The organism is Agromyces cerinus, assembly GCF_016907835.1.
Taxonomy (GTDB): Bacteria; Actinomycetota; Actinomycetes; order Actinomycetales; family Microbacteriaceae; genus Agromyces; species Agromyces nitratus.
Genome location: NZ_JAFBCT010000001.1, coordinates 793,719 through 819,385, shown reverse-complemented (window position 1 = coordinate 819,385; position 25,667 = coordinate 793,719). Strand labels below are relative to the sequence as shown.

The 25,667-nt window shown below is 68.9% G+C and carries 22 protein-coding genes; 16 read left to right on the top strand and 6 right to left on the bottom strand.

Features of this window, described 5'->3' with window-relative positions; genetic code table 11:
* Nucleotides 1-26: 26 nt before the first annotated feature.
* Together JOE59_RS03715 and wecB are read right to left on the bottom strand one after the other, a co-directional pair.
* A complete protein-coding gene (locus tag JOE59_RS03715; protein ID WP_204458990.1) occupies nucleotides 27-1,142 on the bottom strand; it encodes a glycosyltransferase family 2 protein in 1,116 nt (371 codons plus the stop codon).
* A complete protein-coding gene (wecB, locus tag JOE59_RS03710; RefSeq protein ID WP_204458989.1) occupies nucleotides 1,139-2,203 on the bottom strand; it encodes a non-hydrolyzing UDP-N-acetylglucosamine 2-epimerase in 1,065 nt (354 codons plus the stop codon). Before wecB ends, JOE59_RS03715 begins: the two co-directional genes overlap by 4 nt.
* A 124-nt stretch (nucleotides 2,204-2,327) precedes the next feature.
* On the opposite strand from wecB, the gene JOE59_RS03705 reads away from it, so the two are divergent.
* The 15 genes from JOE59_RS03705 (at nucleotide 2,328) to JOE59_RS03635 (ending at nucleotide 18,672) form a co-directional block, all read left to right on the top strand.
* Nucleotides 2,328-4,133 carry an ABC transporter ATP-binding protein gene (locus JOE59_RS03705; protein ID WP_204458988.1) on the top strand — a complete coding sequence of 602 codons (1,806 nt, stop codon included), beginning with the start codon at nucleotides 2,328-2,330 and terminating at the stop codon, nucleotides 4,131-4,133.
* A complete protein-coding gene (locus JOE59_RS03700) occupies nucleotides 4,130-5,092 on the top strand; it encodes a glycosyltransferase family protein (protein ID WP_204458987.1) in 963 nt (320 codons plus the stop codon). The genes JOE59_RS03705 and JOE59_RS03700 overlap by 4 nt, the downstream gene beginning before the upstream one ends.
* A gap of 68 nt (nucleotides 5,093-5,160) precedes the next feature.
* Nucleotides 5,161-6,501: a glycosyltransferase family protein gene (locus tag JOE59_RS03695; protein WP_204458986.1), complete on the top strand. Its 1,341-nt coding sequence runs from the start codon at nucleotides 5,161-5,163 to the stop codon at nucleotides 6,499-6,501.
* Complete coding sequence (locus JOE59_RS03690) at nucleotides 6,498-6,953, top strand: hypothetical protein (protein ID WP_204458985.1); 456 nt, start codon at nucleotides 6,498-6,500, stop codon at nucleotides 6,951-6,953. Before JOE59_RS03695 ends, JOE59_RS03690 begins: the two co-directional genes overlap by 4 nt.
* A 14-nt stretch (nucleotides 6,954-6,967) precedes the next feature.
* Nucleotides 6,968-7,705, top strand: coding sequence for a glycosyltransferase family 2 protein (locus tag JOE59_RS03685; RefSeq protein WP_204458984.1), 738 nt, complete (start codon nucleotides 6,968-6,970; stop codon nucleotides 7,703-7,705).
* Nucleotides 7,702-8,076 (top strand): DUF2304 domain-containing protein, encoded by a 375-nt coding sequence (locus JOE59_RS03680; RefSeq protein ID WP_204458983.1) that lies wholly within the window; start codon nucleotides 7,702-7,704, stop codon nucleotides 8,074-8,076. Before JOE59_RS03685 ends, JOE59_RS03680 begins: the two co-directional genes overlap by 4 nt.
* Before the next feature lie 62 nt (nucleotides 8,077-8,138).
* On the top strand, nucleotides 8,139-8,726 hold the full coding sequence (locus JOE59_RS03675; RefSeq protein WP_204458982.1) for an acyltransferase: 588 nt from the start codon (nucleotides 8,139-8,141) through the stop codon (nucleotides 8,724-8,726).
* A complete protein-coding gene (locus JOE59_RS03670) occupies nucleotides 8,723-9,814 on the top strand; it encodes a DegT/DnrJ/EryC1/StrS family aminotransferase (RefSeq protein WP_374191114.1) in 1,092 nt (363 codons plus the stop codon). Before JOE59_RS03675 ends, JOE59_RS03670 begins: the two co-directional genes overlap by 4 nt.
* Entirely contained in the window at nucleotides 9,814-10,809 is a 996-nt protein-coding gene (locus tag JOE59_RS03665) for a Gfo/Idh/MocA family protein (RefSeq protein ID WP_204458980.1), read from the top strand. Before JOE59_RS03670 ends, JOE59_RS03665 begins: the two co-directional genes overlap by 1 nt.
* A gap of 3 nt (nucleotides 10,810-10,812) precedes the next feature.
* Nucleotides 10,813-11,988: a glycosyltransferase family 4 protein gene (locus JOE59_RS03660; protein WP_204458979.1), complete on the top strand. Its 1,176-nt coding sequence runs from the start codon at nucleotides 10,813-10,815 to the stop codon at nucleotides 11,986-11,988.
* Nucleotides 11,985-13,088, top strand: a complete 1,104-nt coding sequence (locus JOE59_RS03655) for a glycosyltransferase (RefSeq protein WP_204458978.1) — start codon at nucleotides 11,985-11,987, stop codon at nucleotides 13,086-13,088. The genes JOE59_RS03660 and JOE59_RS03655 overlap by 4 nt, the downstream gene beginning before the upstream one ends.
* Nucleotides 13,089-13,154: 66 nt before the next feature.
* A complete protein-coding gene (glf, locus tag JOE59_RS03650) occupies nucleotides 13,155-14,342 on the top strand; it encodes a UDP-galactopyranose mutase (RefSeq protein WP_204458977.1) in 1,188 nt (395 codons plus the stop codon).
* A gap of 22 nt (nucleotides 14,343-14,364) precedes the next feature.
* Nucleotides 14,365-16,332, top strand: a complete 1,968-nt coding sequence (locus tag JOE59_RS03645; protein ID WP_204458976.1) for a DUF6541 family protein — start codon at nucleotides 14,365-14,367, stop codon at nucleotides 16,330-16,332.
* Nucleotides 16,333-16,366: 34 nt separating this feature from the next.
* Nucleotides 16,367-17,656, top strand: coding sequence for a nucleotide sugar dehydrogenase (locus JOE59_RS03640; RefSeq protein WP_204458975.1), 1,290 nt, complete (start codon nucleotides 16,367-16,369; stop codon nucleotides 17,654-17,656).
* A gap of 38 nt (nucleotides 17,657-17,694) precedes the next feature.
* Nucleotides 17,695-18,672, top strand: coding sequence for a glycosyltransferase family protein (locus JOE59_RS03635; protein WP_204458974.1), 978 nt, complete (start codon nucleotides 17,695-17,697; stop codon nucleotides 18,670-18,672).
* Here JOE59_RS03635 and JOE59_RS03630 read toward each other — a convergent pair whose 3' ends face one another.
* The 4 genes from JOE59_RS03630 to JOE59_RS03615 form a co-directional block, all read right to left on the bottom strand.
* Entirely contained in the window at nucleotides 18,673-19,815 is a 1,143-nt protein-coding gene (locus JOE59_RS03630) for a glycosyltransferase (protein WP_204458973.1), read from the bottom strand. It abuts the gene before it with no gap.
* A 32-nt stretch (nucleotides 19,816-19,847) separates the two neighbouring features.
* Complete coding sequence (locus tag JOE59_RS03625; RefSeq protein WP_204458972.1) at nucleotides 19,848-22,382, bottom strand: LGFP repeat-containing protein; 2,535 nt, start codon at nucleotides 22,380-22,382, stop codon at nucleotides 19,848-19,850.
* A 154-nt stretch (nucleotides 22,383-22,536) separates the two neighbouring features.
* Nucleotides 22,537-23,367 carry a glycosyltransferase gene (locus tag JOE59_RS03620; RefSeq protein ID WP_204458971.1) on the bottom strand — a complete coding sequence of 277 codons (831 nt, stop codon included), beginning with the start codon at nucleotides 23,365-23,367 and terminating at the stop codon, nucleotides 22,537-22,539.
* The gene (locus JOE59_RS03615) at nucleotides 23,364-24,314 is read right to left on the bottom strand and encodes a glycosyltransferase (protein WP_204458970.1); all 951 of its coding nucleotides are present in this window, start codon (nucleotides 24,312-24,314) and stop codon (nucleotides 23,364-23,366) included. Before JOE59_RS03615 ends, JOE59_RS03620 begins: the two co-directional genes overlap by 4 nt.
* Before the next feature lie 149 nt (nucleotides 24,315-24,463).
* Between JOE59_RS03615 and JOE59_RS03610 the strand changes: the two genes are divergently transcribed.
* Nucleotides 24,464-25,612: a glycosyltransferase family 4 protein gene (locus tag JOE59_RS03610; RefSeq protein WP_204458969.1), complete on the top strand. Its 1,149-nt coding sequence runs from the start codon at nucleotides 24,464-24,466 to the stop codon at nucleotides 25,610-25,612.
* Nucleotides 25,613-25,667: the final 55 nt, after the last annotated feature.

Here is a 25,667-nt window from a genome sequence, read left to right as displayed (position 1 = left end):
GCTTCGGACCCGAGGTCGAGGAACCGCTACGACGCGACGCCACGCCGCGCGCGGGAGGCGTTCACCTCCCGGGTGAGCGAACGAGCCGCCGAGGTCATCCGCAGCGGAGCATCTGCGTCGAGGAGCCCGAGCAGATCGCCGGTCAGCAACAGTTCGTGCATGCGACGAGGTCGGTTCGCGTAGGCGAGCAAGCCGGCGAGATCGGTCGTCGGATCGCACAGGCCCTGCAGCATCCGTCGTTCGGCGACCGACAGCGATCGAGCGGCATGCGGAGCCGTCTCCAGGATGGCGTTCGCCGTGGAAGCGGCCGCCTCACGATCGGCCTCGTCCCAGTCTCCGGACCGGGGTCGATTGCGCAGGGTCGCGAGCAGGTGGTTGCGGATCAGCTTGACCGCGATCGCCCGTCTCGGCCGACCCGAGCATGCGGCGAACGACTCGGAGGCGAGCAACCTCTCGACGCAAGCCAAGTCGTCACCGACCCGTCGCCGCGCAGCCGTGATCCGGTCTGCCGCGTCGTCGTGCATGAGATACCCGGGCCCGCCGAGGTCGAAGCTGATGCGTGCACTCGAGAACCAGAGCGACGTCGTGAACTCGAGGTCCTCGCCGGTCGCCAGCCCTTCCTGCAACCGGAGTCGGCCGAACCGCTCCCGCCGGATCAGGGCGAATGCATGCGTGCGGTAGGCCAGGCGATCGGCGACCGGTGCGAGTCGGGACCGTCGCCCGCGCCGGACGCGCGGGGAGAGCAGCGGACCGCGCCGACCGTTCATGATCACGGGGATCACGACGTCGGCAGCGTCACGCTGCTGCATCGCGAGCATCGAGTCGATCGCGCCCGCCTCGAGTTCGTCGTCGGAGTCGAGACGGAACACGAACTCGGCGGTGGCCGCGTCCAGGCCCGCGTTCACCGGACCCGCCGGGCTGGAGACGCCGTCGACGAACTCGAGCAGTTCGACGCGAGGATCGAGCGCAGCGTCGCCGATCGCCTCGGCGATCTCGATGCGCCCGATCCCGTGACAGACGACGATGACACGGACCCGGCCGTCGACGGCCGACGCGAGGGCCGATCGAACGGCTCTGCCCACGGGCCGATTCGCGCTGTGGACGGGAACGATGACGTCGACCCGCGCGTCGGGCAGACTCACCGGCCGTCAGCCGCTGCGAGCAGTGCCACGACGCGGCGTGCCGCGGCACCGTCGCCGTAAGGGGCTGCCGTCGTCGCCTCGGGAGCCGCCCGGGTGACCGCTGCTTCGAGCTCCTCGCGGCTCCCCGCAAGTCGATTCCATCCGAGTTCGACCGTCTCGACCCACTCCGTCTCGGTGCGCACGGTCGTGCACGGAATCCGAAGCAGGAACGCCTCCTTCTGCAGGCCGCCCGAATCTGTGACGACCCCTGCGCTCGCCATCACCGCGGCGACGAGCTCAGGGTAGCGAAGCGGCGGATGTGCGACGAGCGAACCCCGGTCGAGCTCGATCCCGTGCGCGGCGGCCTTGGCGATCAGGCGAGGGTGGGCGACCAGCACCACCGGGCGATCGAGGCCGGCGAGGGCCTCGATGATCATGCGGAGCCGCTGCGGGTCATCCGTGTTCTCCGCACGATGGATCGTGGCGAGGTAGTAGCCCTGCTGCGGGAACCCAGGCACGCCGCTTACTCCGGCGGAGGTCACTGCATCCCGCACCTGGAACAGCACGTCGGTCATGACATCGCCGACGACGACCGACCGGTCCGCGAGTCCCTCGGCAGCGAGGTGCCCGAGCGCCACCTCCGTCGGCGCGAGGCACAGGTCGGCCGCATGATCGGTCAGCACGCGGTTGTGCTCTTCGGGCATCCGCCGATTGAACGAGCGGAGCCCTGCCTCGAGGTGGGCCAGCTTGAAGTGGAGCTTGACGGCGCTCAGCGCGGCCGCGACGGTCGAGTTCGTGTCGCCGTAGGCGAGCACCCAGTCGGGGCGGTGCTCGTCGAGCACGGCGTCCATGGCTCCGAGCATCGCACCGGTCTGCACGCCGTGGCTTCCGGATCCGACACCGAGATGCACCGTCGGTTGCGGGATCGACAAGTCCTCGAAGAAGACGTCGGAGAGCAGAGGATCGTAGTGCTGTCCGGTGTGCACGATGACATGGTCGACGCCGGCCTCAGCCGCGGCTGCGGCGATCGGAGCGAGTTTCACGAACTGCGGACGTGCACCAACGACGCTGAGTAGCTTCACGTACTCGATCGTACCGACGTGGTTCCACGGCTGCAGCCTCGACGGCCGACTCTCGGGTCCGACAACTATGATGTCGAAGACCGCGCGCCGTGTCACGGCACGTAGACAGGGAGCCAATCACCGCATGACCATCACCGCCATCGTGGCCCGCGTGCTCGACGCGCTCCCCGCAGGGTCCAAGGCGTTCCTCATCCGCTACACGGCAGCCACCGTGAGCCTCGCCGTGCTCGACGTGATCGCGCTCGGCCTCCTCGCGATCGTGCTTCCCGGGATGATCTCCGGCGAGCCCACGCACATTCCACTCATCGGAGAGATCGATGGAATGAACGCCTACTTGGCCGTGATCACCGTGATCGCCGCCACGATCGTGCTGAAGTCCGCGCTGACGGTGCTGGTGGTCCGCATCGGCACGAGCCGGTTCGCCGCGCACGAGGTCGCCGTGGGCGATCGACTCCTCGCCGCCTACATGAGCACGCCGTGGGCGGATCGGGTGCGCATGAACGGGGCCGACATCGTCCGTTCGGTCGATCAGGGCGTCAATGCGACGGTGTACGGCGTGCTGATCCCGGCGAGCAGCCTCATCAGCGAGATCGTCTCCTCCGCAGCGGTGATCGTGGTGCTGCTCATCGCACAGCCGGCCACGGCGATCACCACGATCATCTACCTCGGCCTGATCGCAGTGCTGCTGTCGCAGGTCATCTCGAAGCGATCGGTTCGCTACGGCCGGATCAACCGGGAGTACTCGTTCCGCGCCGCAAGGCTCATCACGGAAGCGGTGGCAACGCTCAAGGAGATCACGTTGCGCGGAGCAACGTCCGGCATCGAGGATGCCGTGCACGAGAACCGCACCGTCGCCTCCCGCAGCCGCGCATCCGTCTCGTTCCTCAGCATCGTTCCGCGGTTCGTACTCGAGTCGGCGCTCATCATCGGCTTCCTGCTCGTCGGTGCCGTCGGCTGGCTGACCGGCGGCATGAGCGGAGCGATCGGCGCGATCGCCCTCTTCGCCGTCGCGGGCTTCCGCATCGTCCCCTCGCTCACGCGGTTCCAGGCGATCCTCAACCAGATGCACTCGAATGCGCCGTTCGCGGAACTCGTCGTCGACGAGATCCACAAGTCGGAGACACGCGCGCTCGAGCACCCGACGGCTGACACGGACACTCTCCCCGAACGCGCGGAGCGGAGCGTCAGCTTCGACGACGTCACGTTCACGTACCTCCCAGGCCTGGCACCCGCGCTCCGTGGAGTGACCCTCGAGATCCCCGCAGGAGCGCACGTCGCGCTCGTCGGTGCCTCCGGCGCCGGCAAGTCGACTGCAGTCGACCTTCTGCTCGGGCTGCTCCGGCCCACGGAGGGCGAGATCTCGATCGGCGGACTCCCGCTCGACACGGTGTTGAACGCGTGGCGCGCATCGATCGGATACGTCCCCCAGGAGGTCGCGCTCTTCGACGCGACCATCGCGCAGAATGTGGCACTGAGCTGGAGCGACAACGGCATCGACTCTGAACGGGTGCGACGCGCCCTCGAGAAGGCGCAGCTGCTGTCGTTCGTCGACGCGCGGGAGGCCGGCATCGAAGACAAGATCGGCGAACGCGGCATGTCCCTCTCAGGAGGTCAGCGCCAGCGGTTGGGAATCGCCCGTGCCCTGTACAACGATCCGAGCGTCCTCGTGATGGACGAGGCCACGAGCGCGCTCGACACCTCCACTGAGGCTGCCATCACGACCGCGATCCGCGAGATCGGCCGGGACGTGACCGTCGTCACCGTCGCGCACCGACTGGCGACGATCCGAGATGCGGACATCGTGTTCTTCTTCAAGGGCGGGCGCCTCGAGGCTCACGGCACATTCGACGAGGTCGTCGGGGCGGTTCCCGACTTCGCGGTGCAGGCGGCCCTCGCCGGCCTCTCCGCGAAGGACGAGGGCGAGGGATGACGGAACGGATCGTCGCGACGCACCTGTTCGATGCCGCCGGCGTCGGTGAGACGCTGACCCGGATCGGCGGATCGCTCGGCTACGACTGGCGTTTCATCGACGCACGCGACACGAGTCGGGACGACAATCGGCTGCGCCTGCTCACCGCGGCCTCGGTCTGGCACGCACGACGCGTGAGCGCGCTGCTCCGGTCCGATCTCATCCACCTCCACTACGGTCGCCGCACGAGGTACCTCGACCTGTGGCCCCGCCGTCCCTACGTTCTCCATTTCCACGGCACCGACATCCGTCATCACTTCCACCAGCCCTATGCGCACGACGTCATGGCGAACGCAGCAGCATCGGCGCGTGCCGTGCTCTACTCGACCCCCGACCTGGCCGTGCACGCGCTCGAAGCCGACCCTCGGGCGCAGTACTTCCCGACGCCGATCGACATCGCCTCCCTTCCGGAATGGCGCCCCGCGCCAACGCCCGTGGTCGCCTTCGCGTCCCGTTGGGACGAGTCCAAGGACGGACGCCGGCAGGGCGAGATCGCGGACGCGCTCCGAGCTGCATTTCCCGGTGTGAGGCTCGAAGGCATCGACTGGGGTGCCGATGCCCGCGTCGCCCGCGAAGCCGGCGTCACCCTCCTGCCCCGTATGCCGAAGGCGGAGTACCTCCGGTGGCTGGCCGGGGCTCACGTCGTGATCGGACAACCGGCCGGCGTTCTGGCAGTCAGCGAGCTGGAGGCGATCGGCATCGGCGTCCCCGTCGTGATGGAGCCCCATGCCGCCTACGACACCGTCCCCGTGGTGCGTGCGAGCAAGCCCGACGACGTTGCACAGGCGACGCGTGAGCTGCTCGACGACCCGGTCGCCGCGTCGCGTCGACTCGGCGGCCCGGAATGGGTGTCCCGGACCCACGGCGCGATCGACTCGGTGCAGCGGCTCGCCGACATCTACACCCGATCGCTCGCCTGACGACCCCGATCATTCCGAACGGCACAGTACAATCGGGGCGGCCGTCCCCAGCAACACGACAGGATGAAGTGAACAGGAACGATCCCCGCCCGCACCTGCTCTACGTGGCATGGGGCTTTCCACCGGCTCGCAGCGGCGGCGTCTACCGGGCACTCGCGACTGCGAACGCGTTCGCCGAACGCGGTTGGCGCGTCACCGTGTTGACCGCCGATCGCGAGACCTTCGTTCGCGGCACGGGCATCGACCCGACGCTCGAAGCGCTGGTGCATCCGTCGATCACCGTCGAGCGGATCCCGTTCGCGAGCCCTGCCTCGCAGACCGACATCCGCGAATGGTCGTACTGGCGGGCAGCGGCACCCGAGCTGTGGACGGCGGCGAAGACCCGTCGCGACTGGAAGGCCTTCCCCGAACGCGGGTACGGTGCATGGCGTCGACCACTCGAGACCGCCGCGCGCGCACTGCACCATCGCGACCCGGTCGATCTGACGATCGCCACGGCGAACCCCCACGTCGACTTCGTCGCGGGCAACGTGCTGCATCGCGAGTTCGGAGTGCCCTACGTCATGGACTACCGCGATGCCTGGCAGCTCGACGTCTTCTCCGGGGAGCGTGTCAGCCCGCCCGGATCCGCTGTGGACGATTGGGAGCGACGACTCATGGCCTCCGCCACCGAGGTGTGGTTCGTCAACGATCCGATCCGGGTGTGGCATCAGGAGGTGCATCCTGATGCGGCCGATCGGATGCACGTCGTCGCCAACGGTTACGAACCCTCGTTCGCGAAGCGGCTGCCACGGGTGCGCCCCTCACGCGGCGACGGGCTCGTGTTCGGCTACATCGGAACCATCTCATCCCAGGTCCCCGTCGCTCAGCTCCTCGAGGGCTGGTCGATCGCCCGCCAACGAAGCGACCTCATCGCCACCGCAAGGCTCGACCTGTTCGGGTACCTCGATCATTCCGGCATCCCGAATCAGGAGGTCGTGGATCTGGTGGCGGCGAACGAGTCCGAAGGCGTCCGCCACCACGGCGCTGTCGGCAAGGCGGACATCGGCGAGACGTATGCGGGCATCGACGCCCTCCTTCTCGTCCTCGGAACCGGTGTCCATGTGACCAGCGGGAAGGTGTTCGAGTACGCGGCCACCGGCATTCCGATCGGCGCGATCCACGACCCCGGAAATGCAGCGACCGAAGTGCTCCGGACCTCACCCGAGTGGTTCCCCACTCCGGACCTCTCGGGCGGGGCGATCGCCGACACGCTCATCCGTCTGGGCGAGCGTGCACTCGCCCAGACCGTTCCCGAGCGCGCTGCCGCACAGCAGTGGGCGACCAGGTTCGAGCGCACGCACCAGCTGGAGCCCCGCATCGAAGCGCTGCAGGCGCTGAGCGCCAAGACGAGGGGAGGCACGGTGTGACCCGCGAGATCCTGATCCTGACGATGACGGGAGCCGTCGACGAGCTGGTCGGAGCGCTCCACGAGCACGGCGATGTCGCGGTGACGATCGTGAGCGCTATGGCGTGCAACGTCGATCGGGCGACGGTCATCCATCTGCCGGTCCCCTCGCTCGGCGCCGTCGGCTCCCGCGTCCGGCGAACGCTCTGGGGCAGCGCGATCGGACGCAACGTGTTCCGACTGACCCGTTGGGATGGGAGCAGGCGCCTCCAACGGGCGATTCGAGGCGATGCCGCGGCACGCCACTCCATCTCGAAGGCCCACCTCATCGTGGTCGCCGAACGAGACGCGGCCTACTCAGCGTGGAAGGCGGTCCACGGACGACGCGCTGCGACTGCGCAGGCGGTGTACGGCGCGGTCAGCGCGACGGCCATCGTCGACGGCTGGCGTACGGGAAGCGGACACCCGGCATGACTAGACTCCCGACTATGCGCGCCGCACAGACCCTCATCGTCGTGCCCGCATTCAACGAAGAGGGTTCGGTCGAGGCCGTCCTCGGAGAGATCAGCGCCGCGCTGCCCGGCGTCGCCGTCGTCGTCGTCGACGACGGCTCGCAGGACGCGACCGCGGCGCATGCGCGCGACGCCGGCGCGACCGTGCTGCAGCTCCCCTTCAATCTCGGGGTCGGCGGCGCCATGCGCACCGGCTTCAAGTACGCGCGCGAGGCGGGGTTCGAGATCGTCGTGCAGATCGATGCCGACGGTCAGCACGACCCCGCCCTGGTCGCGGACCTCATCGAACACCTCGACTCGAGCGATGCGGACATCGTCATCGGAGCTCGCTTCGCAGGCAAGGGCGACTATCAGGTGCGCGGTCCTCGACGGTGGGCGATGTCCTTCCTCGCCGGAGTCATCGGACGCATCAGCGGGACCCGGCTGACCGACACCACGAGCGGATTCAAGGCCATCGGCCCGCGGGCGCTCGCGCTCTTCGCCGACCACTACCCGGCGGAGTACCTCGGCGACACGGTCGAAGCGCTGGTCATCGCAGCCCGCGCCGGCCTCAAGATCGAACAGGTGCCGGTGGCGATGCGCGCACGCCAGGCCGGTGAACCCTCCCACCACCCGGTCAAGGCGGCCGTGTACCTTCTGCGCGCGATCGTGGCCCTCGGGCTCTCTCTGCTACGGCCCCGCATCACCATCGCGGAAAGGGGCTCCGCACAGTGAGCACCGCCACTTACCTGCTGGGCGTCGTCGCCGGCATCATCGCGTTCGTCGCCGTGATCGAGCTGCTGCGCCGTCGTCGCCTGCGGGAACGCCACGCCATCTGGTGGTCTGTCGCAGCCTTCGGCGCACTGCTCATCGGCATCTTCCCCGGCATGCTGACCTGGCTCGCATCCGCTCTCGGGGTCGAGGTGCCGACCAACCTCGTCTTCTTCATCAGCATCGTCATCCTGTTCCTCGTGAACCTGCAGCACGCCGGAGAACTCACCGACCTCGAGGACCGCACGCGTGCACTGGCCGAAGAGGCCGCCCTTCAGCGGGTAAAGTTGGAACGGCTCGAACGGGGCACCGGCACGCACGACGCCGACGACTGACAGGGCCGACACCGACCCGAATGAGTTCGATCGGCCCGTCGAGGTCGTGAAAGGACACCCTTGTGACAGTGATCGCCGACAGCGCGGATGTCTCCGCTGAGGCCGTCATCGGCGACGGCAGCAAGATCTGGCATCTCGCCCAAGTCCGGGAGAACGCGTCACTCGGTGCGAACTGCATCATCGGTCGCGGCGCGTACATCGGGAGCGGCGTCGTTCTCGGCGACAACTGCAAGGTGCAGAACTACGCGCTCGTCTACGAGCCGGCAACCCTCGGTCGAGGGGTGTTCATCGGCCCGGCCGTGGTGCTCACGAACGACACCTATCCGCGTGCGATCGCGCCCGACGGCTCCCTGAAGAGTGCCCACGACTGGACTCCGGTCGGTGTCACGATCCACGACGGCGCATCGATCGGCGCACGGGCCGTGTGCGTCGCCCCGGTGACCATCGGCCGCTGGGCGACGGTCGCAGCGGGAGCCGTGGTGACCAAGGACGTTCCCGACTTCGCGCTCGTCGCCGGGGTTCCTGCGCGACGAATCCGCTGGGTCGGCAAGGCCGGCGTGCCCCTCGTCGAACAGGGCGATCTGTGGGTCTGCCCCGAGACCGGCGACCGATACATCGAAGACAACGAAACTCTGCGAGAGGCTGAGTGATGACCGAGTTCATTCCCGCGGCACGTCCGATCATCGGCGACGAGGAGCGAGCGGCAGTCGATGCCGTGCTCGCGACCGGCATGCTCGCCCAGGGCGCTGAAGTCGCCGCGTTCGAAGAGGAGTTCTCGAACGTCCTCCTCGACGGCCGTGCGTCGGTCGCCGTCAATTCGGGCACATCCGGGCTGCACCTGGGCCTTCTCGCCGCCGGAGTCGGCCCGGGCGACGAGGTCATCGTGCCGTCGTTCACCTTCGCGGCCACCGCGAACTCGGTCGCGCTCACCGGTGCCACGCCCATCTTCGCCGACATCGAGCCGAGCCACTTCGGACTCGACGTCTCCGATGTCGCAGCACGCATCACCGATCGGACGGTCGGCATCATGCCGGTCCACCTGTACGGTCACCCTGCGGACGTCGCCGGCCTCGGCGCCCTCGCAGCCGAGCGCGGACTCAAGCTCTTCGAAGACGCGGCGCAGGCGCACGGCGCCCAGGTCGACGGCCGGATGGTCGGGACGTTCGGAACGTTCGCGATGTTCAGTCTCTATCCGACGAAGAACATGACCAGCGGCGAGGGCGGCATGGTTTCGACCGGCGATGCGGAAGTCGAACGACGACTGCGCCTGCTCCGCAACCAGGGCATGCAGAAGCAGTACGAGAACGAGCTCGTCGGCTTCAACGCCCGGATGACGAACCTGCATGCCGCGATCGGGCGTGTGCAGCTCACGAAGGTGCTCGGATGGACGGCGAATCGTCAGTCGAACGCTGCATTCCTCGACGCGAACCTCGACGGTGTCGTGATCCCGCCGGTCGCAGCGGGCGCCACCCACGTGTACCACCAGTACACGATCCGTGTGCCCGAAGACCGTGATGGGCTCGCCGCTGCGCTGCGCGACGAGTACGCGATCGGGTCCGGCGTGTACTACCCGATCCCGAACCACCGCCTCCCGTCCTTCGACCTGGTGCTCGACCTGCCGGAGACCGAACGCGCTGCCCGCGAGGTGCTGTCCCTGCCGGTGCATCCGTCGCTGTCACAGGACGACCTCGAGCGCATCGTCACCGCGGTGAACGCACTCGCAGGGGCAGGTGCCTGATGGCGGATCTGCGCATCGGCGTCATCGGCCTCGGCATGATGGGCCGCCACCATGTCCGTGTGACCCGCGAACTCGACGGCGTCGAACTCGTCGCGGTCGCTGACGCGCAAGGCGACCCGCACGGCGTCGCAGGCGGTCTCCCCGTGCACCCGACGGTGGGCGATCTCATCGCCCAGGGCATCGACGCCGCCGTCGTCGCCGTCCCCACCGGGTTCCACGAGCAGGTGGCGCTCGAACTCGCCGAGGCCGGGGTCCACACCCTCGTCGAGAAGCCCATCGCGAGTGACAGTGTCGGCGGCGCACGCATCGCCACGGCGTTCGAGCGAGCGGGGCTCGTCGGCGCCGTGGGACACATCGAGCGATTCAATCCTGCCCTGCAGGACCTTCGTCGGCGGCTCGAAGAGGGCGAGCTGGGCGAGATCTACCAGATCGCCACTCGACGCCAGGGCCCGTTCCCCGCACGCATCGCCGATGTCGGCGTCGTGAAGGACCTCGGCACGCATGACATCGACCTGACGGCGTGGCTCGCGCAGTCGCCATACCGATCGATCTCCGCCCGCACGACCACGCGCAGCGGCCGCCCGCACGAGGACATGGTCTCGGCGACCGGCCTGCTCGCGAACGATGCGATCACGAATCATCTGGTGAACTGGCTGTCGCCGATGAAGGAGCGCATCACCGTCGTCACGGGCGAGCGAGGCGCGTTCGTCGCCGATACGATCAGCGCCGACCTGACGTTCTTCGAGAACGGGACGCACACGACCGAATGGGAGTCGATCGCCGCGTTCCGCGGTGTCACCGAAGGATCGATGACGCGGTTCGCACTCGCGAAGCGCGAACCGCTCCGTTCTGAGCATGAGGCGTTCCGCGATGCCATCCTGGGCCGCTCCGAGAACACCGTCACGATGCGCGAGGGACTCACCACGCTGCGGGTCGCCGAAGCGGTCGTCGAATCCGCACGCGACGGGCGCACACACGAATTCGACGTCGACTGACCGATGGCCGAAGCCCGTCGTGTCCTCATCGCGTCACGGCTGTTCGCCCCCGAGGTGAGCGCCGGCGCGTTCCGCCTGCGCGCACTCGCCCAGGGATTCCTCCGGCTCGGATGCCGCGTCCGGGTGCTCACGACGACCACGCCGCCGTCGGCTCCCGACCTCGCCGTCGCCGAGGCCGGGATGACCATCTCGAGATTCCCGGTGCTCCGCGATCGGGGCGGGAACGTCCGCGGCTACCTGCAGTACCTCAGCTTCGACATCCCGCTGTTCTTCCGGATGCTCTTCGCGGGCTACGACCTCGCGGTCGCCGAGGCGCCTCCCACGACCGGCCTCGTCGTCTCGGTGATCAGCCGGTTGCGCCGCAAACCGTACGCGTACTACGCAGCCGACATCTGGACCGACGGCGTGATCGCCATGGGCGCACCCCGCATCGTCATCACGACGATGCGGGCACTCGAGGGTCACGTGATGCGGCATGCGGCCTGCGTCCTGTCCGTCTCCGACGAGGTCAGCGACCGGCTCGAGACGTTCGGCGTCGACCGCGCGACGATCGCGACCGTGGGCAACGGCGTCGACACGACGATGTTCTCGCCCGACGGGCCGGCCAGGCAGTCCGACGTCCCCTACCTCGTCTACACGGGCACGATGTCGGAATGGCAGGGTGCTGAGCGCTTCGTCGAGGCGATGCCCGCGGTGCTCGAACGCCACCCCGACGCGATGCTCCGGTTCTTCGGTCAAGGCGTCTCCGAACCGGTCATCCGCGAAGCGGCGGAACGTCTCGCCCCGGGTCACGTGCTGCTCGGCGGCGTGGTCGCGCCGAACGAGGCCGCCGAGTGGATCCGTGGCGCGGCAGCGTCGCTCGTCAGCATCGTCCCCGGCATCGGATACGACTTCGCCCGCCCGACGAAGACCTACGCGGCTGCGGCGTGCGGTACTCCCGTGATCTTCGCCGGCACCGGCAGCGGTGCCGCGCTGGTTCGCGACAACGGACTCGGGCGCGCTGTCGACTATCGCGCGGCGGACATCGCGGAAGCGATGATCGACGCGATCGACAGCTGGAAATCGGGCGAGACCGACTCCCTGCGTGCCGAACGCGCAGGCTGGGTCGAGGCGAACGCCTCGCTCCGCGCCGTCGGTGCGAAAGCCTCGGCCGCGGTCATGGAGGCGAGCGGAGCGTGAGGGTCCTCGTCGTCACTCCGTGGTATCCGAATGACGCGACCCCGTACGCCGGCGCCTTCGTCGAACGCGATGTGCGGATGCTTCGTGGTGGGCATCAGGTCACCGTCGCCCATCTCGTGGCACCTGCGCACTCCGATGGCGGTCCGACCGTCGTCGAACGCAACGGAGTGCGCGTGGTGCGCATCCCCATGGCCCCGTCGGACCCGCGTCAATGGTGGAGGGCAGGACGCCGACTTCGCAGCCTGTTGAACGACGCCGACGCCCTGAACTCCCACGCGGCGACTTCCCTCTGGCCGGTGGCACTCGCCGGAGTCGGTCGGACCCCTTGGGTGCACACGGAGCACTCTTCCGCGATCGGGGCCTCGTTCGGCGGCGGCGCCGCCGCGCGTCGGACCCGCGCGATCCGTCGAGCCCTGCTCAACCGGCCCGGGGTCGTCATCGCCGTCAGCGACCACCTCGGTGAGCTCATCCGACGACTCGGACGCCGCGGGCCGATCATGACCGTTCCGAACGCCGTCGACGCTCCGACGCCCGTCCCCCCGAAGCGTTCCGGCGACGGGCGGCTCCGTCTCGTCGCCGTGGGTGGCCTGACCGAGGGCAAGCGGCCGCTCCTCGCCGTCCGAATGCTCGCGGAGCTGCATTCGCGTGGCCGTGACGCGCACCTCACCTGGGTGGGCGGCGGGCCGCTCCTCGCTGAGGCCGTCACGCTCGCCACCGACCTCGGCGTCGATGACCGCGTCGATTTCGTCGGGGCGCAACGACCCGACGAGGTCGGCGCCCATCTCATCGCATCGGACGTCTTCGTACTGCCCACCGAGGGTGAGACCTTCGGGGTCGCCATCGCGGAGGCGATCGCCCACGGACGTCCCGTCGTCGTCGGGGCGACCGGCGGACACGTCGAGTTCGTCGCCCCCTCGATCGGCGAGCTCGTCGCCGAGGCGAACCCGGAGGCCTACGCCGACGCCGTCGCCGTCGTGTTCGAACGCACCCGCGGACTGAGCGCGGAGGACATCGCGGCAACGCTCGGGCTTCGATTCCACGACTCCGAGCGCCTCGGTGCGTACGATCGCGCCTTCGCCCGTGCAGCCGGTCGTGGCTGACCGCCCCTCACCGATACCCCGGTGGCAGTCGGTTACCCTTGACTGTCGCCCTGAGAGGAACCATTCATGAACACCGACCTGCTCGTCGTCGGATCCGGATTCTTCGGACTCACGATCGCGGAGCGCGCCGCCCGCGAACTCGATCTGAAGGTCACGGTGATCGATCGTCGCTCGCACCTCGGCGGCAACGCCTACAGCGAGGACGACGTCGAGACTGGCATCGAGGTGCACCGCTACGGCGCGCACCTGTTCCACACGTCGAACGAGCGGGTGTGGGAGTACGTGAACCGCTTCACGAAGTTCACCGACTACGTGCACCGGGTCTACACGCGCCACAACGGCGAGGTGTACCCGATGCCGATCAACCTCGGCACGATCAACCAGTTCTTCCGTTCGGCGTACGGCCCCGATGCGGCCCGCGAACTCATCCGGGAGCAGGCCGGCGAGCTCGCGGGAACCGACCCGCAGAACCTCAATGACAAGGGCATCCAGCTCATCGGCCGACCGCTGTACGAGGCGTTCATCAAGCACTACACGGCGAAGCAATGGCAGACCGACCCGAACGACCTGCCCGCCGAGGTGATCTCCCGGCTTCCGGTGCGATACACCTACGACAACCGCTACTTCAACGACACCCATGAGGGCCTGCCCGTCGACGGTTACACCGCATGGCTCGAGCGCATGGCCGATCACCCGAACATCGAGGTGCGGCTCGACACCGACTTCTTCGACGAGAGCCAGCCGTTCTCGAAGGCGAAGACCGTCGGACAAGTGCCGATCGTCTACACCGGACCCGTCGACCGCTACTTCGACTTCTCCGAGGGGCACCTCTCCTGGCGCACGCTCGACTTCGAGCGCGAAGTGCTCGAGATCGGCGACTTCCAGGGCACGAGCGTGATGAACTACCCCGACGCCGACGTGCCGTTCACGCGGATCCACGAGTTCCGTCATTTCCACCCCGAGCGCGACTACCCCACGGACCGCACGGTCATCATGCGCGAGTTCTCCCGGTTCGCGGAGTCGGGCGACGAGCCGTACTACCCCGTGAACACCGCCGGCGACCGCGAGCGCCTGCTCGCCTACCGCCAGGACGCCAAACGGGAACAGAACGTGCTGTTCGGCGGACGCCTCGGCACCTACAAGTACCTCGACATGCACATGGCGATCGGCTCGGCGCTGTCGATGTTCGAGAACCGTCTACGTCCGTTCCTCGCCGGCACCGGCACGCTCGTCTCGGGCGACGACGACGCATGACCCGCGCATCCCTCCGCACCCGATGACCTGGTTCGACGCCCTTCCCGCGCTCACCGTCGCGACGCTGCTCCTGTTCGGCCTCGGCGCCCCGTTCGCTGCAGCGATCGGGGCCCGCGGGGTCGGCTTCCTCGGCCTCGCCGCCGGCGGCTCGGTTGCGATCGTCGCGGCATCGAGCATCGCCGCTCCCGTCGTCGGGCTGGGCTGGAACCTCGGCGTACCGGTGGGGGCCGCGATCATCACGGCGGTCATCGGCCTGGCCCTGCGTCGCTTCACGGTGCGCCGCGGTCGACGATCCGGCGAATGGGGACGATCCCTCCTCGGCGGCCTGTCGGGCATCGTCGTCGGCGCCGTGCTGATCGGACGCAACGTGGTCCTCGGCATCGGGGCCCCCGACCATCCGTCGCAGACCTACGACGGCGTGTTCCACCTCAACGCCGTGCGCTGGATCCTGAACCAGGACGATGCGTCACCGCTCCATCTCGTCATGACGACGCCCGGATCGAGCAGCGGGTTCTACCCGACCGTGTGGCACGCCTTCACGACGCTCATCGTCCAGCTCACGGGTTCGGAGATCGTCGTCGCCGCCAATGCGATGGCAGTCGTGATGGCCTGCATCCTGTGGCCGGTCGCCGCCGTGTTCCTCGTCCGCGCGATCTTCGGCGCCGCACCGTTGACGCTCGCCATCGGCGGTGCGCTCAGCGCGGCCTTCGCCGCCTTCCCTGCGACACTCCTCTGGTTCGGCGTGCTCTACCCGAACATCCTCGCGATCGCGCTCCTGCCGATCGCCCTCGGCGCCGTCGTCCTCGCCCTTCGAGCCACCCACCGCACCGGTGACGCGAGCTCTCCCGCCGATGCCGGCGACCTGACGCGGTTCGGATGGTGGGCTGCCGCGCTCCTGTCCATCGGCGGAATGTCGCTCGCCCACCCGAACGCCCTCTTCAGTCTCTTCGTTCTGAGCGCTCCGCTCGTCGTCGAGCGAACGATCCGATTCGTCCGCAGCGCTCGCAGCACGCGCGCCCGGGCGGCCGCCATCACCGGTGCGGTGGCGGTGTTCGCCATCGAGCTGGTCCTGTGGACCCGCTTCGGAACGACCGACAACGGATGGATCCCGAATCGGACCTTCGTCGTCGCGATCCTCGAGGCGTTGACCAACGGGCCGATCAACATCACCATCGGCGTGGTCGTCACGCTCCTGGTCATGGTGGGCGTCGCCGGTGTGTTCCTGCGGCGCACGCCGATCTGGCTCGTCATCGCCTACGGCCTGAGCGTGCTGTTCTTCGCCGTCGCGAACGGTGCCCCGGTGGGACCGTTGCGCACAGCCATCACCGGCCTCTGGTACAACGACGCGTTCCGGCTCGCCGCGGTACTGCCGGTCACCGCCGTCGCGCTCGCCACGATCGGGCTCGTGATGCTCATCGAGTGGACGGCTCGAGGCATCCGTGCGCTGGTGCCGGCCGATTCCTCCCCGGCACTGCTGCGCACGGCCGTCTCCGGCGCGATCGCACTGGTGCTGATCGTGGCGGTCGTCGGCACCCAGTTCGGCGGCGTCCAGCGCACGCGGGGCCATCTCGCCGATGCCTATCGCTTCGAGGCGGGCAGCCCCGTGCTGAGTCCCGACGAGGCCGCCGTGTTCGCAGAGGTCGCGGAGCTCACGCCCGAGGACGCGGTGATCGCCGGCAACCCGTGGAACGGCAGCTCCCTCGTCTACGCGTACGCCGATCGGGCGGCCCTGTTCCCGCACCTCGGCGGCCGATACCCGGAGGGATACTGGGACATCGCCGAGGGACTCGGCGACGGCACTGCAGCAGCCTGCAGCGCCGCAGCCGAGTTCGGGGTCGACTACGTGCTCGACTTCGGCGACCGCTTCGTTTTCCAGGTCGACGCCCGCACCGAGTTGTACCCCGGCCTCACCGATCTGCAGGATGCCACCGCCCTGACGTTGCTCGCATCGCGCGGGGACGCGAAACTGTACGAGGTGACCGGCTGCTGACGCCGGCACCGCTGAAAGAGAAGAGAGCACAACTGTGAAGATCGCCGTCATCGCACTCGGCAAGATCGGACTCCCGCTCGCGGTGCAGTTCGCCTCGAAGGGTCACGACGTCGTCGGCGTCGACGTCAACCCGCGCACCGTCGAACTCGTGAATGCCGCCGTCGAGCCGTTCCCGGGCGAGGCGGAGCTGCAAGACCGCCTCTCGGAGCTCGTGCCGGCGGGCCGTCTGCGTGCGACCACCGACTACGCCGACGCCGTCCCCGGCGCCGACGCCGTCGTGCTCGTCGTCCCGCTCTTCGTCGACGCCGAGGCACGCCCGGACTTCGGATGGATGGACGCCGCCACGCGCTCGCTCGGCGAGCACCTGACGGCCGGAACGCTGGTCGCCTACGAGACGACGCTGCCCGTCGGAACCACGCGCGACCGGTGGAAGCCGCTGCTCGAGGAGACCTCGGGCCTCACGGAGGGTGAGGACTTCCACCTCGTCTTCTCGCCCGAGCGGGTCCTCACCGGCCGGGTGTTCGCCGACCTGCGCAAGTACCCGAAGCTCGTCGGCGGCCTCTCGGAGGCGGGCGCTGCCGCGGCGGTCGACTTCTACGAGGCGGTTCTCGACTTCGACGAGCGCCCCGATCTGCCCCGACCCAACGGCGTCTGGGATCTCGGTTCGGCCGAGGCATCCGAGCTCGCGAAGCTCGCCGAGACGACGTACCGCGATGTGAACATCGGACTCGCGAACCAGTTCGCCCGGTTCGCGCAGAAGAGCGGCATCGACATCTACAAGGTCATCGACGCGTCGAACTCCCAGCCGTACAGCCACATCCACCAGCCCGGCATCGCGGTCGGCGGACACTGCATCCCCGTCTACCCCCGCCTCTACCTGTGGAACGACCCCGACGCGACCGTCGTCCGCGCTGCACGCGAGGCCAACCTGGCCATGCCCGACTACGCGGTCGGCATGCTCGAGGGCGCGTTCGGCGACCTCGCGGGCGCCCGTGTCGTCGTGCTCGGCGCCGCCTATCGCGGTGGCGTCAAGGAGACCGCCTTCTCCGGTGTCTTCGACACCGTCGCCTCACTGAAGGCGCGCGGCGCCCACGTGCTCGTGCATGATCCGCTGTACACCGATGAGGAGCTCGCGGGCTACGGCTTCACCCCGTATCACCTGGGCGAAACCGTCGACGCCGCGATCGTCCAGGCCGACCACGCCGAGTACCGCGACCTCGGCCCGGCCGACCTTCCCGGCGTCCGGGCGTTCATCGATGGTCGCCGCGTGAGCTCGCCCGACGTCTGGGGCGACGTCGTCTACCGGGTCATCGGGCGCGCCTGATCGTGTCGGGTTCGCCGGACCGTGTCCGTGTCCTCCATGTGAATGATGCCGCGTTCACCGCGCATCGTCTGCTGAAGGTCGCGGCACGGCACGGCGAGCCATGGTCGTTCTACCCGCGTGCCGTCGCAGATCCCTCATGGACCGGGATCTCGGGGCGGGCGCGATTCGCCGGCCGCGGCGCGGCCTGGGTCGCCGGCCTCGCCCGTCGCGCGGCCGGGGTCGACCTGTTGCACGTGCACTCGGGCGCAATGCTGAAGCACACGCGACTCGTTCCGAAGCGCTTCGTGCTCCACTTGCACGGAACCGACATCCGCACCCTGCAGTACGAGCCCGCCTGGCGCGACTCGGTGCTGTGGGGCGTCCGCAGCGCAGCGGCCGTACTTTACTCGACACCCGACCTCGCAGAGCATGTGCTGCCGCATCGGCCGGATGCCGTGTACTTCCCGGTTCCGATCGATCTCGGCTCCCTGCCGGTGCACCCCGATCGCCCTGAACCCAGGGTGTTCTTCGCCTCTCGATGGGAGGACGTCAAGGGCCTCGAGGCGCAGCTCGCGATCGCGCGTCGCCTCGTGACCGAGACGGATGCCGCGGTTGCAGTCACCGGCCTCGACTGGGGACCGGGCGCCGACGCCGCCCGTTCCGCAGGCGTCGAGCTCGTCCCGCGCATGCCTTACGACGCGTATGTGCGCTACATGGCGGAATCGAGCGTGGTGGTCGGTCAGAGCGCGGGCATCCTCTCCTCAAGCGAACTCGAGGCGATCGGCACCGGTGTTCCGGTCGTCGCGCCGCTTGTTCCCGGGTACTACCCCGACGCCCCTCCGATCGGCGGCGGAGCGGATGCATGGGGACGCCCCGATGCCGTCACCGACGCTGCACTGGTCGCGCTGCGCCATCCCGTCTCCACGTCGGGGGCGGCATGGATCGCCCGCACGCACGACGCCGAGCTCGGATACCGCACCCTCGCGGACCTCTACCCGCGATTGCTCGACCGTGCAGGAGCACGACCGATCCCCTGATCAGCGGGCGAGCAGCGACGTGATGATCTCGGCCTCGACCCGCTCGTCCTCTGCCGAGTTCAGCGTCGCGGCCGCGATATCGGCGTTCGCCTTGAAACGCGCGACGTCGTCGTGCGTGAGCGTCGACAGCGCCTCGACGAGTTCGGCGACCCCGAACCCGGGCGAGATCCGGCCGAGGTCGAAGCGCTCGATCAGCGCGTCGGTCTCCACCGCCGTGCTGAAGACCAGTGCGAGCCTCGCCTGCACCATGTCGAAGAACTTGTTGGGCAGCATGAGCCGATGGTTCATCGTGCGCGGAGGCAGGACGAACACGCCGACGTCGAATGCGTTCAGGACGCTCGGCAGCTCAGCAGGCGCGACCGGGTCGTGCACCGTGATGCGATCACTTGCGGCCGCGCTGTCGACAAGGCTCTGCCAATAGGCATCGGCACCGCGCGCCTTCACGAGGTAGAGGTCGAGCGTGAACCGCTCGTCGAGCTGTTTGGTCGCCTCGATGAGCGTCTCGATGCTGCGACCGGGCACCGCTCCCCCGCTGTGCACCAGCCGGATCCGATCGGGCGCGAGCGGGGACGGCGCGAGCGGCTGAAGATCGATCGCGTTGCGCACGATTCGGGATCGCACCCCGAACTCCCGCTCGTACAGCTCGGCGATCGAACCGTTGATGGTCGAGACGGCCGCAGTGCGCGGCAGGTACTCGCGGCACACCCAGGTCATGAACGGTGCGACGAGCAGTCTCCAGGACAGCACGTGCGTGCGTTCCTGCGGCGCCCATTCGTGCATGTCGCCCCAGACCGGTGCCCCGGCGGCCACGTGGTGTGCGAGCGGCAGTGCGCGCGCCTCGTTGGCGACGACGAGGTCGAATGAACGGTCGCCGATGAGCTCCTTCGCGCGGCGGACGGCCGGAGCGTCGAACTCGACCGACCGGTAGGCCCGCACCGCCAGCTTCGCCACGCCGCCGACGGTCTGCGGAAGGGACGGCAGCGAGGCGTCGATCTCGAGATGCTCGGCGACGCCTTCCGGTGCTGCGCCGTATCCCACTGTGGTGACGTCGCCGAAGCGTTCCAGGACCTTCAGCTGTCGCAGCACCCTGGAGTCGGCGAGGAAATGCGAGAAGGAGATGCAGAGGATGCGCGGTCTGGACACTCAGCACATCCTAGTTCGTGCGCGGCGCCCGATCAGTAGCGCACGGTCCCGCCGGCGGAGGTCCACCGAAGGCGCCCACGCTCGAACTGCTGCTCGAGCACGCCGCCGGACTTGGTCACCGTGCTCCCCACCGGATAGCCGAGCGATCCGCCCGGCCCCCCTTCCTTCGTGAAGTAGTGCTCGCCGATCGGGCGCGCGACGCGGTCGACCCCGGTGGCGGACGACCAGGTCAGCCAACCGTTCGCGAACTCCTGGGCGTAGCCGCCCCGCGCCTGGGACGTGCGGGCGGCGACCGGGTACCCGAGGACGCCGTCGGGTCCCCCGAGCGTGATGTACGACGAGGCGATCGTTCCGGTGGTGATGACGAAGCCGCCCTTCGCCGACCAGAACAGCCAGCCCTTCTCGAACCGCTGACCGACCCCGTTCTTGTAGGTCTTCGTACTGTCGATCGGGTGTCCGAGCGTCCCACCGACGCCGCCGAGCCTCTGGTACTCCACATTCAGCGACTTCGCGACGTAGTGGATGCCCCGCGTCGGCGACCAGTACAGCCCACCACCGGTGAACTGCTGGCTGAGCGCGCCACCGGGTTCGGACTTCTGTGCGGCCACGGGGTAGCCGAGCACCCCTCCGCCACCGCCGAGCGCCGCATGGGACGACCCGAGACGGCCGACCGTGCTGTCGAGCCCCGTCGCGGCCGACCAGTAGAGCCACGCCTTGCTGAACCGCTGCCCCTGACCGCCATCGGCGTACGACTTGGTGCTGTCGGCAGGCACGCCGAACGGGCCGGCGACGCCGCCCGCAGCCGTGTACGCCTTGTCCATCGCGGAGAGCAGGTAGTGGATGCCGCCGGTCGTCGAGGAATACAGGGTGCCCTTCTCGAACGCCTGCGTCGACCATGTGCTCGTGTACTTCGGGGGCCCGAGTGGGAACCCGAGCACCCCCGAAGGACCCTTGAGCGCGGCATAGGAGTTGCCGATGGCGCCCCACGAGCGATCGAAGCCCGTCGCCTGCGACCAGTACAGCCAGCCCTTCTGGAACTTCTGGCCGAATCCGGCGCCGTACGCCTTCGTCGACTCCACCGGCCCACCGAGGGAGCCGGCGACGCCGCCCTCTGCCAGGTAGCCGCTCTGCATGGCGGTGAGCACGTATCGCGCGCCGGTGGCGCTCGAGCTGTAGAAGACGCCCTTCTGGAACGCCTGGCTGACCCACCCGTTCGCCTCGGTCTTCTGTGCGGCGATCGGGTAGCCGAGCGGACCCGAGGGGCCCTTCGCCGCCTGATACGCGGTCGCGATCGCACCTGAGACGCGGTGGATGCTCGTCGTCGGCGACGAGTAGAGCCAGCCGCCTTGGAATCGCTGCCCCGATCCGCCGTCGGGTCCGGCCACCGCTGCTGCCAGGGGGTACCCGAGCACGCCGGACGGTCCCTTCAGCGTGGCGTACGAGTTGCCGATGGGCCCGGAGACGATGTGGATGCTCGTCGCACTGGACCAGTAGAGCCAGCCCCGTTGGAACTTCTGGCTGGATCCGGAGTTCGGCTCCGCCTTCGGGTTCGTCGTCGGATACCCCAGCACCCCGGTCGGGCCCTTGAGGGCGATGTAGGAGCGCCCGATGGTTGCGGCGGTTCGATACGCCCCGGTCGAGGTGTGCCAGTACGCCCAACCACGTTGGAACTCCTGGCCGACTCCGCCATCTGCGTACTTCACCGGGGTGTCGGTGGCGTTGCCGAGCGTCCCGACCGACCCGCCCGTCGAGGTGAACAATGCCGAGAGATGCGGATCGACCGCATACGCACCGGTCGATCCGAACCAGTCCGTGAAGATGCGCCAGAAGTTCCGGTTCCCGTAGCTCGAGCAACCGTCGCCCGTTCCGTAGAGGTTCGCGAGTGCCGCTGCGTTCGGCCGATAGGGGGTGTAGAGGTAGAGCCCTGCCGTGGCCTGGTTCTGGATGTAGACCTTCGAGGAGCCGCACGCCGCGTTCGGGTGCCAGAGGATCGTGTTGGTCCGCCCGGCCTGGTAGGCGCGATCGGCGGGGCGCGCACGATACTTCTTGAACTGCCACGACGCGTGGTACACCTGATTGAAGAACCCGTAGTAGTTCGCATCGCAGTCGGCGGTGTCAGGGCATCCGTAGCCGGTCGCCGATCGGTACTGGCGCGACGACGGCCAAGTGTCCGAGACGAGAGCCTGCTCCTTCTCGAGGAGCACCAGGAGCGTGCGGGGATTGATCCCGCATGCGCGGGCGACCTTGTAGATGATCGTCGCAGCCGTCTCGCTCGTCTGACCGGAATACGCCGAGCAGCCCTCGCTGCGGGCGGGCTGCGAGGTCGTCGTCTGGCGGTAGCTCTTCAGGCACACGTACCCACTGCGGCACGTCGGCACTCGTGCGTTCAGGAAGGACTGGATCTGCGCGACCGTCATGGTGCCGCTGTCGTAGAAGACCGCGTCCGTGATGATCATGCCGGGATTGAAATCACTCCCGTTGGCCGCGTTCGCGGCGGGCACCTGCCCGACCGTCTCCGTGAGCCCCACACCACCGATGACGAGCACGGCTGCGAGCAGCCCTCCCATGAGACGACGCATACCGTTCACTTCGATCCCCCCGAATCGCCGCGACCGCGTAGGGAATCGGGCGCAACCTGCTCCATGGTAGAAGGTGATCAGCCGTCTGTCACGGATGCCGCACCGCCCGACACCGATTCGAGCGGGACGGTCTCGAGGGGAATCAGCCCGTGCGGTCCCCCGCGATCAGCCGCCGATACGCCACCTTCCGGACCCCTTCGGGCACGAAGCGATAGACGCCTCGGATGCTCACGTTCCGCGCGTACTCCCACCTGCTGGTGAACCCGATGCGCCGCAGCGCGCGCTGCAGCGCGAGCTCGCTCTGCCACTGCGCACGCCCGCCGCGGCGCGCGTACGCCCCGGCGCCGACCCGGTACATCACGAGCGGCTCGGGGATGTTCTCGACGGAGGCGCCCGCGTCGATCATGCGGGCGAACAGCCAGTAGTCCTCCATGAGGCCGAGCGGCTGGTACCCGCCCGCGCGCTGCACGGCGCTGCGCCGGTACATCACCGTCGGGTGGCTGAACGGATCGTGGAACCTCGCATACCGCGAGATCTCGTCGTGCCCGGTGCGCGGAACTCGACGGGCGACGATCGCGCCGCCGTCGTCGAGGAACTCGAACATGCCGGTGCCGACGAGGTCGACGCCGGCTTCGACGACCGGCAGTTGCCGCGCGAATCGCTCCGGCAGTGAGATGTCGTCGGCGTCCATGCGGGCGATGATCTCGTGCTCCGCGAGGGCGAGCCCGATGTCGAGCGCGCGCGCGAGGCCGACGTTCTCGTCGATCCGATGCCGCGTCACCGGCACCGGACTGGCCTCGACCACGCGGTCGATGGCCGCCGCGAGGTCGTCCCCGACCGGGCCGTCCTGGACGAGCACGACCTGGGCGGGTCGAAGCGTCTGCTCCCCCACGCTCGACGAGAACGCCTTCGCGAAATGCGCGGGATCGTCACCGCGATACACGGGCATCAGCAGCGAGAACTGCTCGCTCATGCCGGCTCCACACGAGCGATCGACTCGCTCGCCTCGCCGAGTCCGTCGAGTGACATCGGATTCGGCCGCGGTCGGGTGCGCGTGCCGTCGCGGTAGCCGCGCCGCCAGCCGTCGCGGAGCACCGCGCGATCGGACGAGCGGACGAACGTCCTGATCCACCGTCGCACGCTGGATGCCCCGTAGAGCAGCTTCTCGAACGCCGACAGGCTCTGCGAACGACGGAACATCCACAGCTTGTTGCGCACCTCGTAGTAGAAGCGCGGCCCCGGGTCGGCATCGGTCGAGCCGAGCACCTTCGTCTTGTGCACGACGACGGATGCCGGGACGTGCAGGCCACGGCGACCGCGCAGCACCCGCGTCGAGTACTCGAAGTCGTCGTTCCAGATGAAGTAGTCGGCGATCGGCAGTCCGACCTCGCGCACGACGTCGGCGCGAACGAGCATGGAGACGAACGAGGTGCTGCGGATGGCGACGGAACCGCGACGGGCCGCGGCGATGCGTTCGGCCTTCGAGACGAACGGCTTCGCCCTGGGGGTGTTCATCGGATGCTCGGAGCCGTCGGTCCAGATCACCCGGGAACCGGCGGCGACGACATCGGTGCCGTCGACCGCGGCGAGCAGGGCGGCGAGCGCATCGGGGGTCGGCACGGTGTCGTCGTCCATGAGCCAGAGCCAGTCGGGCTCGTGGCGGTCGAGCGCGACCGCCATCCCGGCGGCGAACCCGCCTGCGCCGCCCGTGTTGCGCGGAAGCGACACGAGGTCGACGAGGCTTCCGGCAGCGAGCGCGACCTCGGCCGAATCATCCGTCGACGCGTTGTCGACGACGACGACACGAGCGAGCGGATGCCGCTGGGCGGCGAGTGCCCCGAGCACCTCGACGAGAAGATCGCGCCGGTTGTAGGCGACGACGACCGCGATCACGCGAGGGCTTGCTGCTGACGAACTCATGGACTCTTCGGGCTCGAGGACGGGGAACACTCCATCTTGCCCTGTCGCGCGGCCCGTTCCCTCCACAGGCGCTGGATTCCCGCTGATTCCAAGGTAGGCGACGCTAGATTGGTCGAGGTGCCCGCGCACCGAACGCACGAAGGAGCCCCATGCCCACGACCCTCCGCATGATCGTCGATCAGGTCATCGCGCCGGTCCCCGGCCCCCTCGGCGCCTACAGCGAGGCCCTCACGCGCGCGCTGATCCAGGCCGCGCCTGCCGGCTGCGAGGTCGAGGGAGTCGTCTCCTCATCGGCCCCTGCCGATTACGAGCGCCTCGAATCGGAGCTCCCCGGCCTCGCCGGACTCTACAAGACGACGCTCGCCCGCCGTGAGCTCGCTGCGGCCTGGCAGCTCGGCCTGACGACCTCGCCCGGCGGGGGCATGATCCACGCCCCCGGGCTCTTCGCCCCGCTCCGTCGGCACGACCGCACCGTCTCCGGCGACCAGGTCGTCGTCACCGTGCACGACCTGCTCGCGTGGACCCATCCCGAGTCGCTCACGACCGCGTCGGTCGCGTGGCACAAGGGCATGCTGAAGCGTGCGCGCAAGCACGCCGATGCGGTGGTGGTGCCGACGCACGCCCTCGCGGAGCGGCTTGCGAACGTGGCCGACTTCGGCGACCGCGTGCGCGTCATCGGCACGGCTCCGCGACCGGGCCTGGTCGTTCCGGCCGACGCCGCCGACGCTGCCGCCCGCGCGGCACGGCTCGGGCTGCCGCCGGCGTACCTCGTGGCGACGGGCACGCTCGAACCACGCAAGGGCGTGCTCGACCTGCTCGGTGCGCTCGGCCGGCCCGGAGTGCCCGACATCGACCTCGTCGTCATCGGCCCGTCGACGTGGGGCGAGTTGCATCTCGCCACCGTCGCCGAAGAGGCAGGCGTCGACCCGCGTCGCGTGCACGCGATCGACACCACCGACGCCGCCGACCTGTCCGTGATCCTGGCAGGTGCGACCGCGTTCGTCGCGCCGAGCCATGACGAGGGATCGGGCACCTCGCTCATCGAGGCGTTCTCGTTCGGGCTGCCCGTGATCCATTCCGATACTCCCGCCTACGTCGAAGTGGCGGCCGAGGGCGGCCTGGTGGTGCCGATCGGCATCGGCGGCGGCTACACCGAGCGGCTCGCGGCGGCGATCAGCACCGTGGTCGAGTCCCCGGCCCTCGTGGAGCGCCTCTCCGTGACGGCCAGCGATCGCGCGCACGCCTTCAGCTGGCGCGACTCCGCCGAGCGCGTCTGGCAGCTGCACGCCGACCTCTGAGTCGAAGCCCTGGCAGCCGGAGCGATCCGAGCCTCAGACGATCGAGCGGATGCCG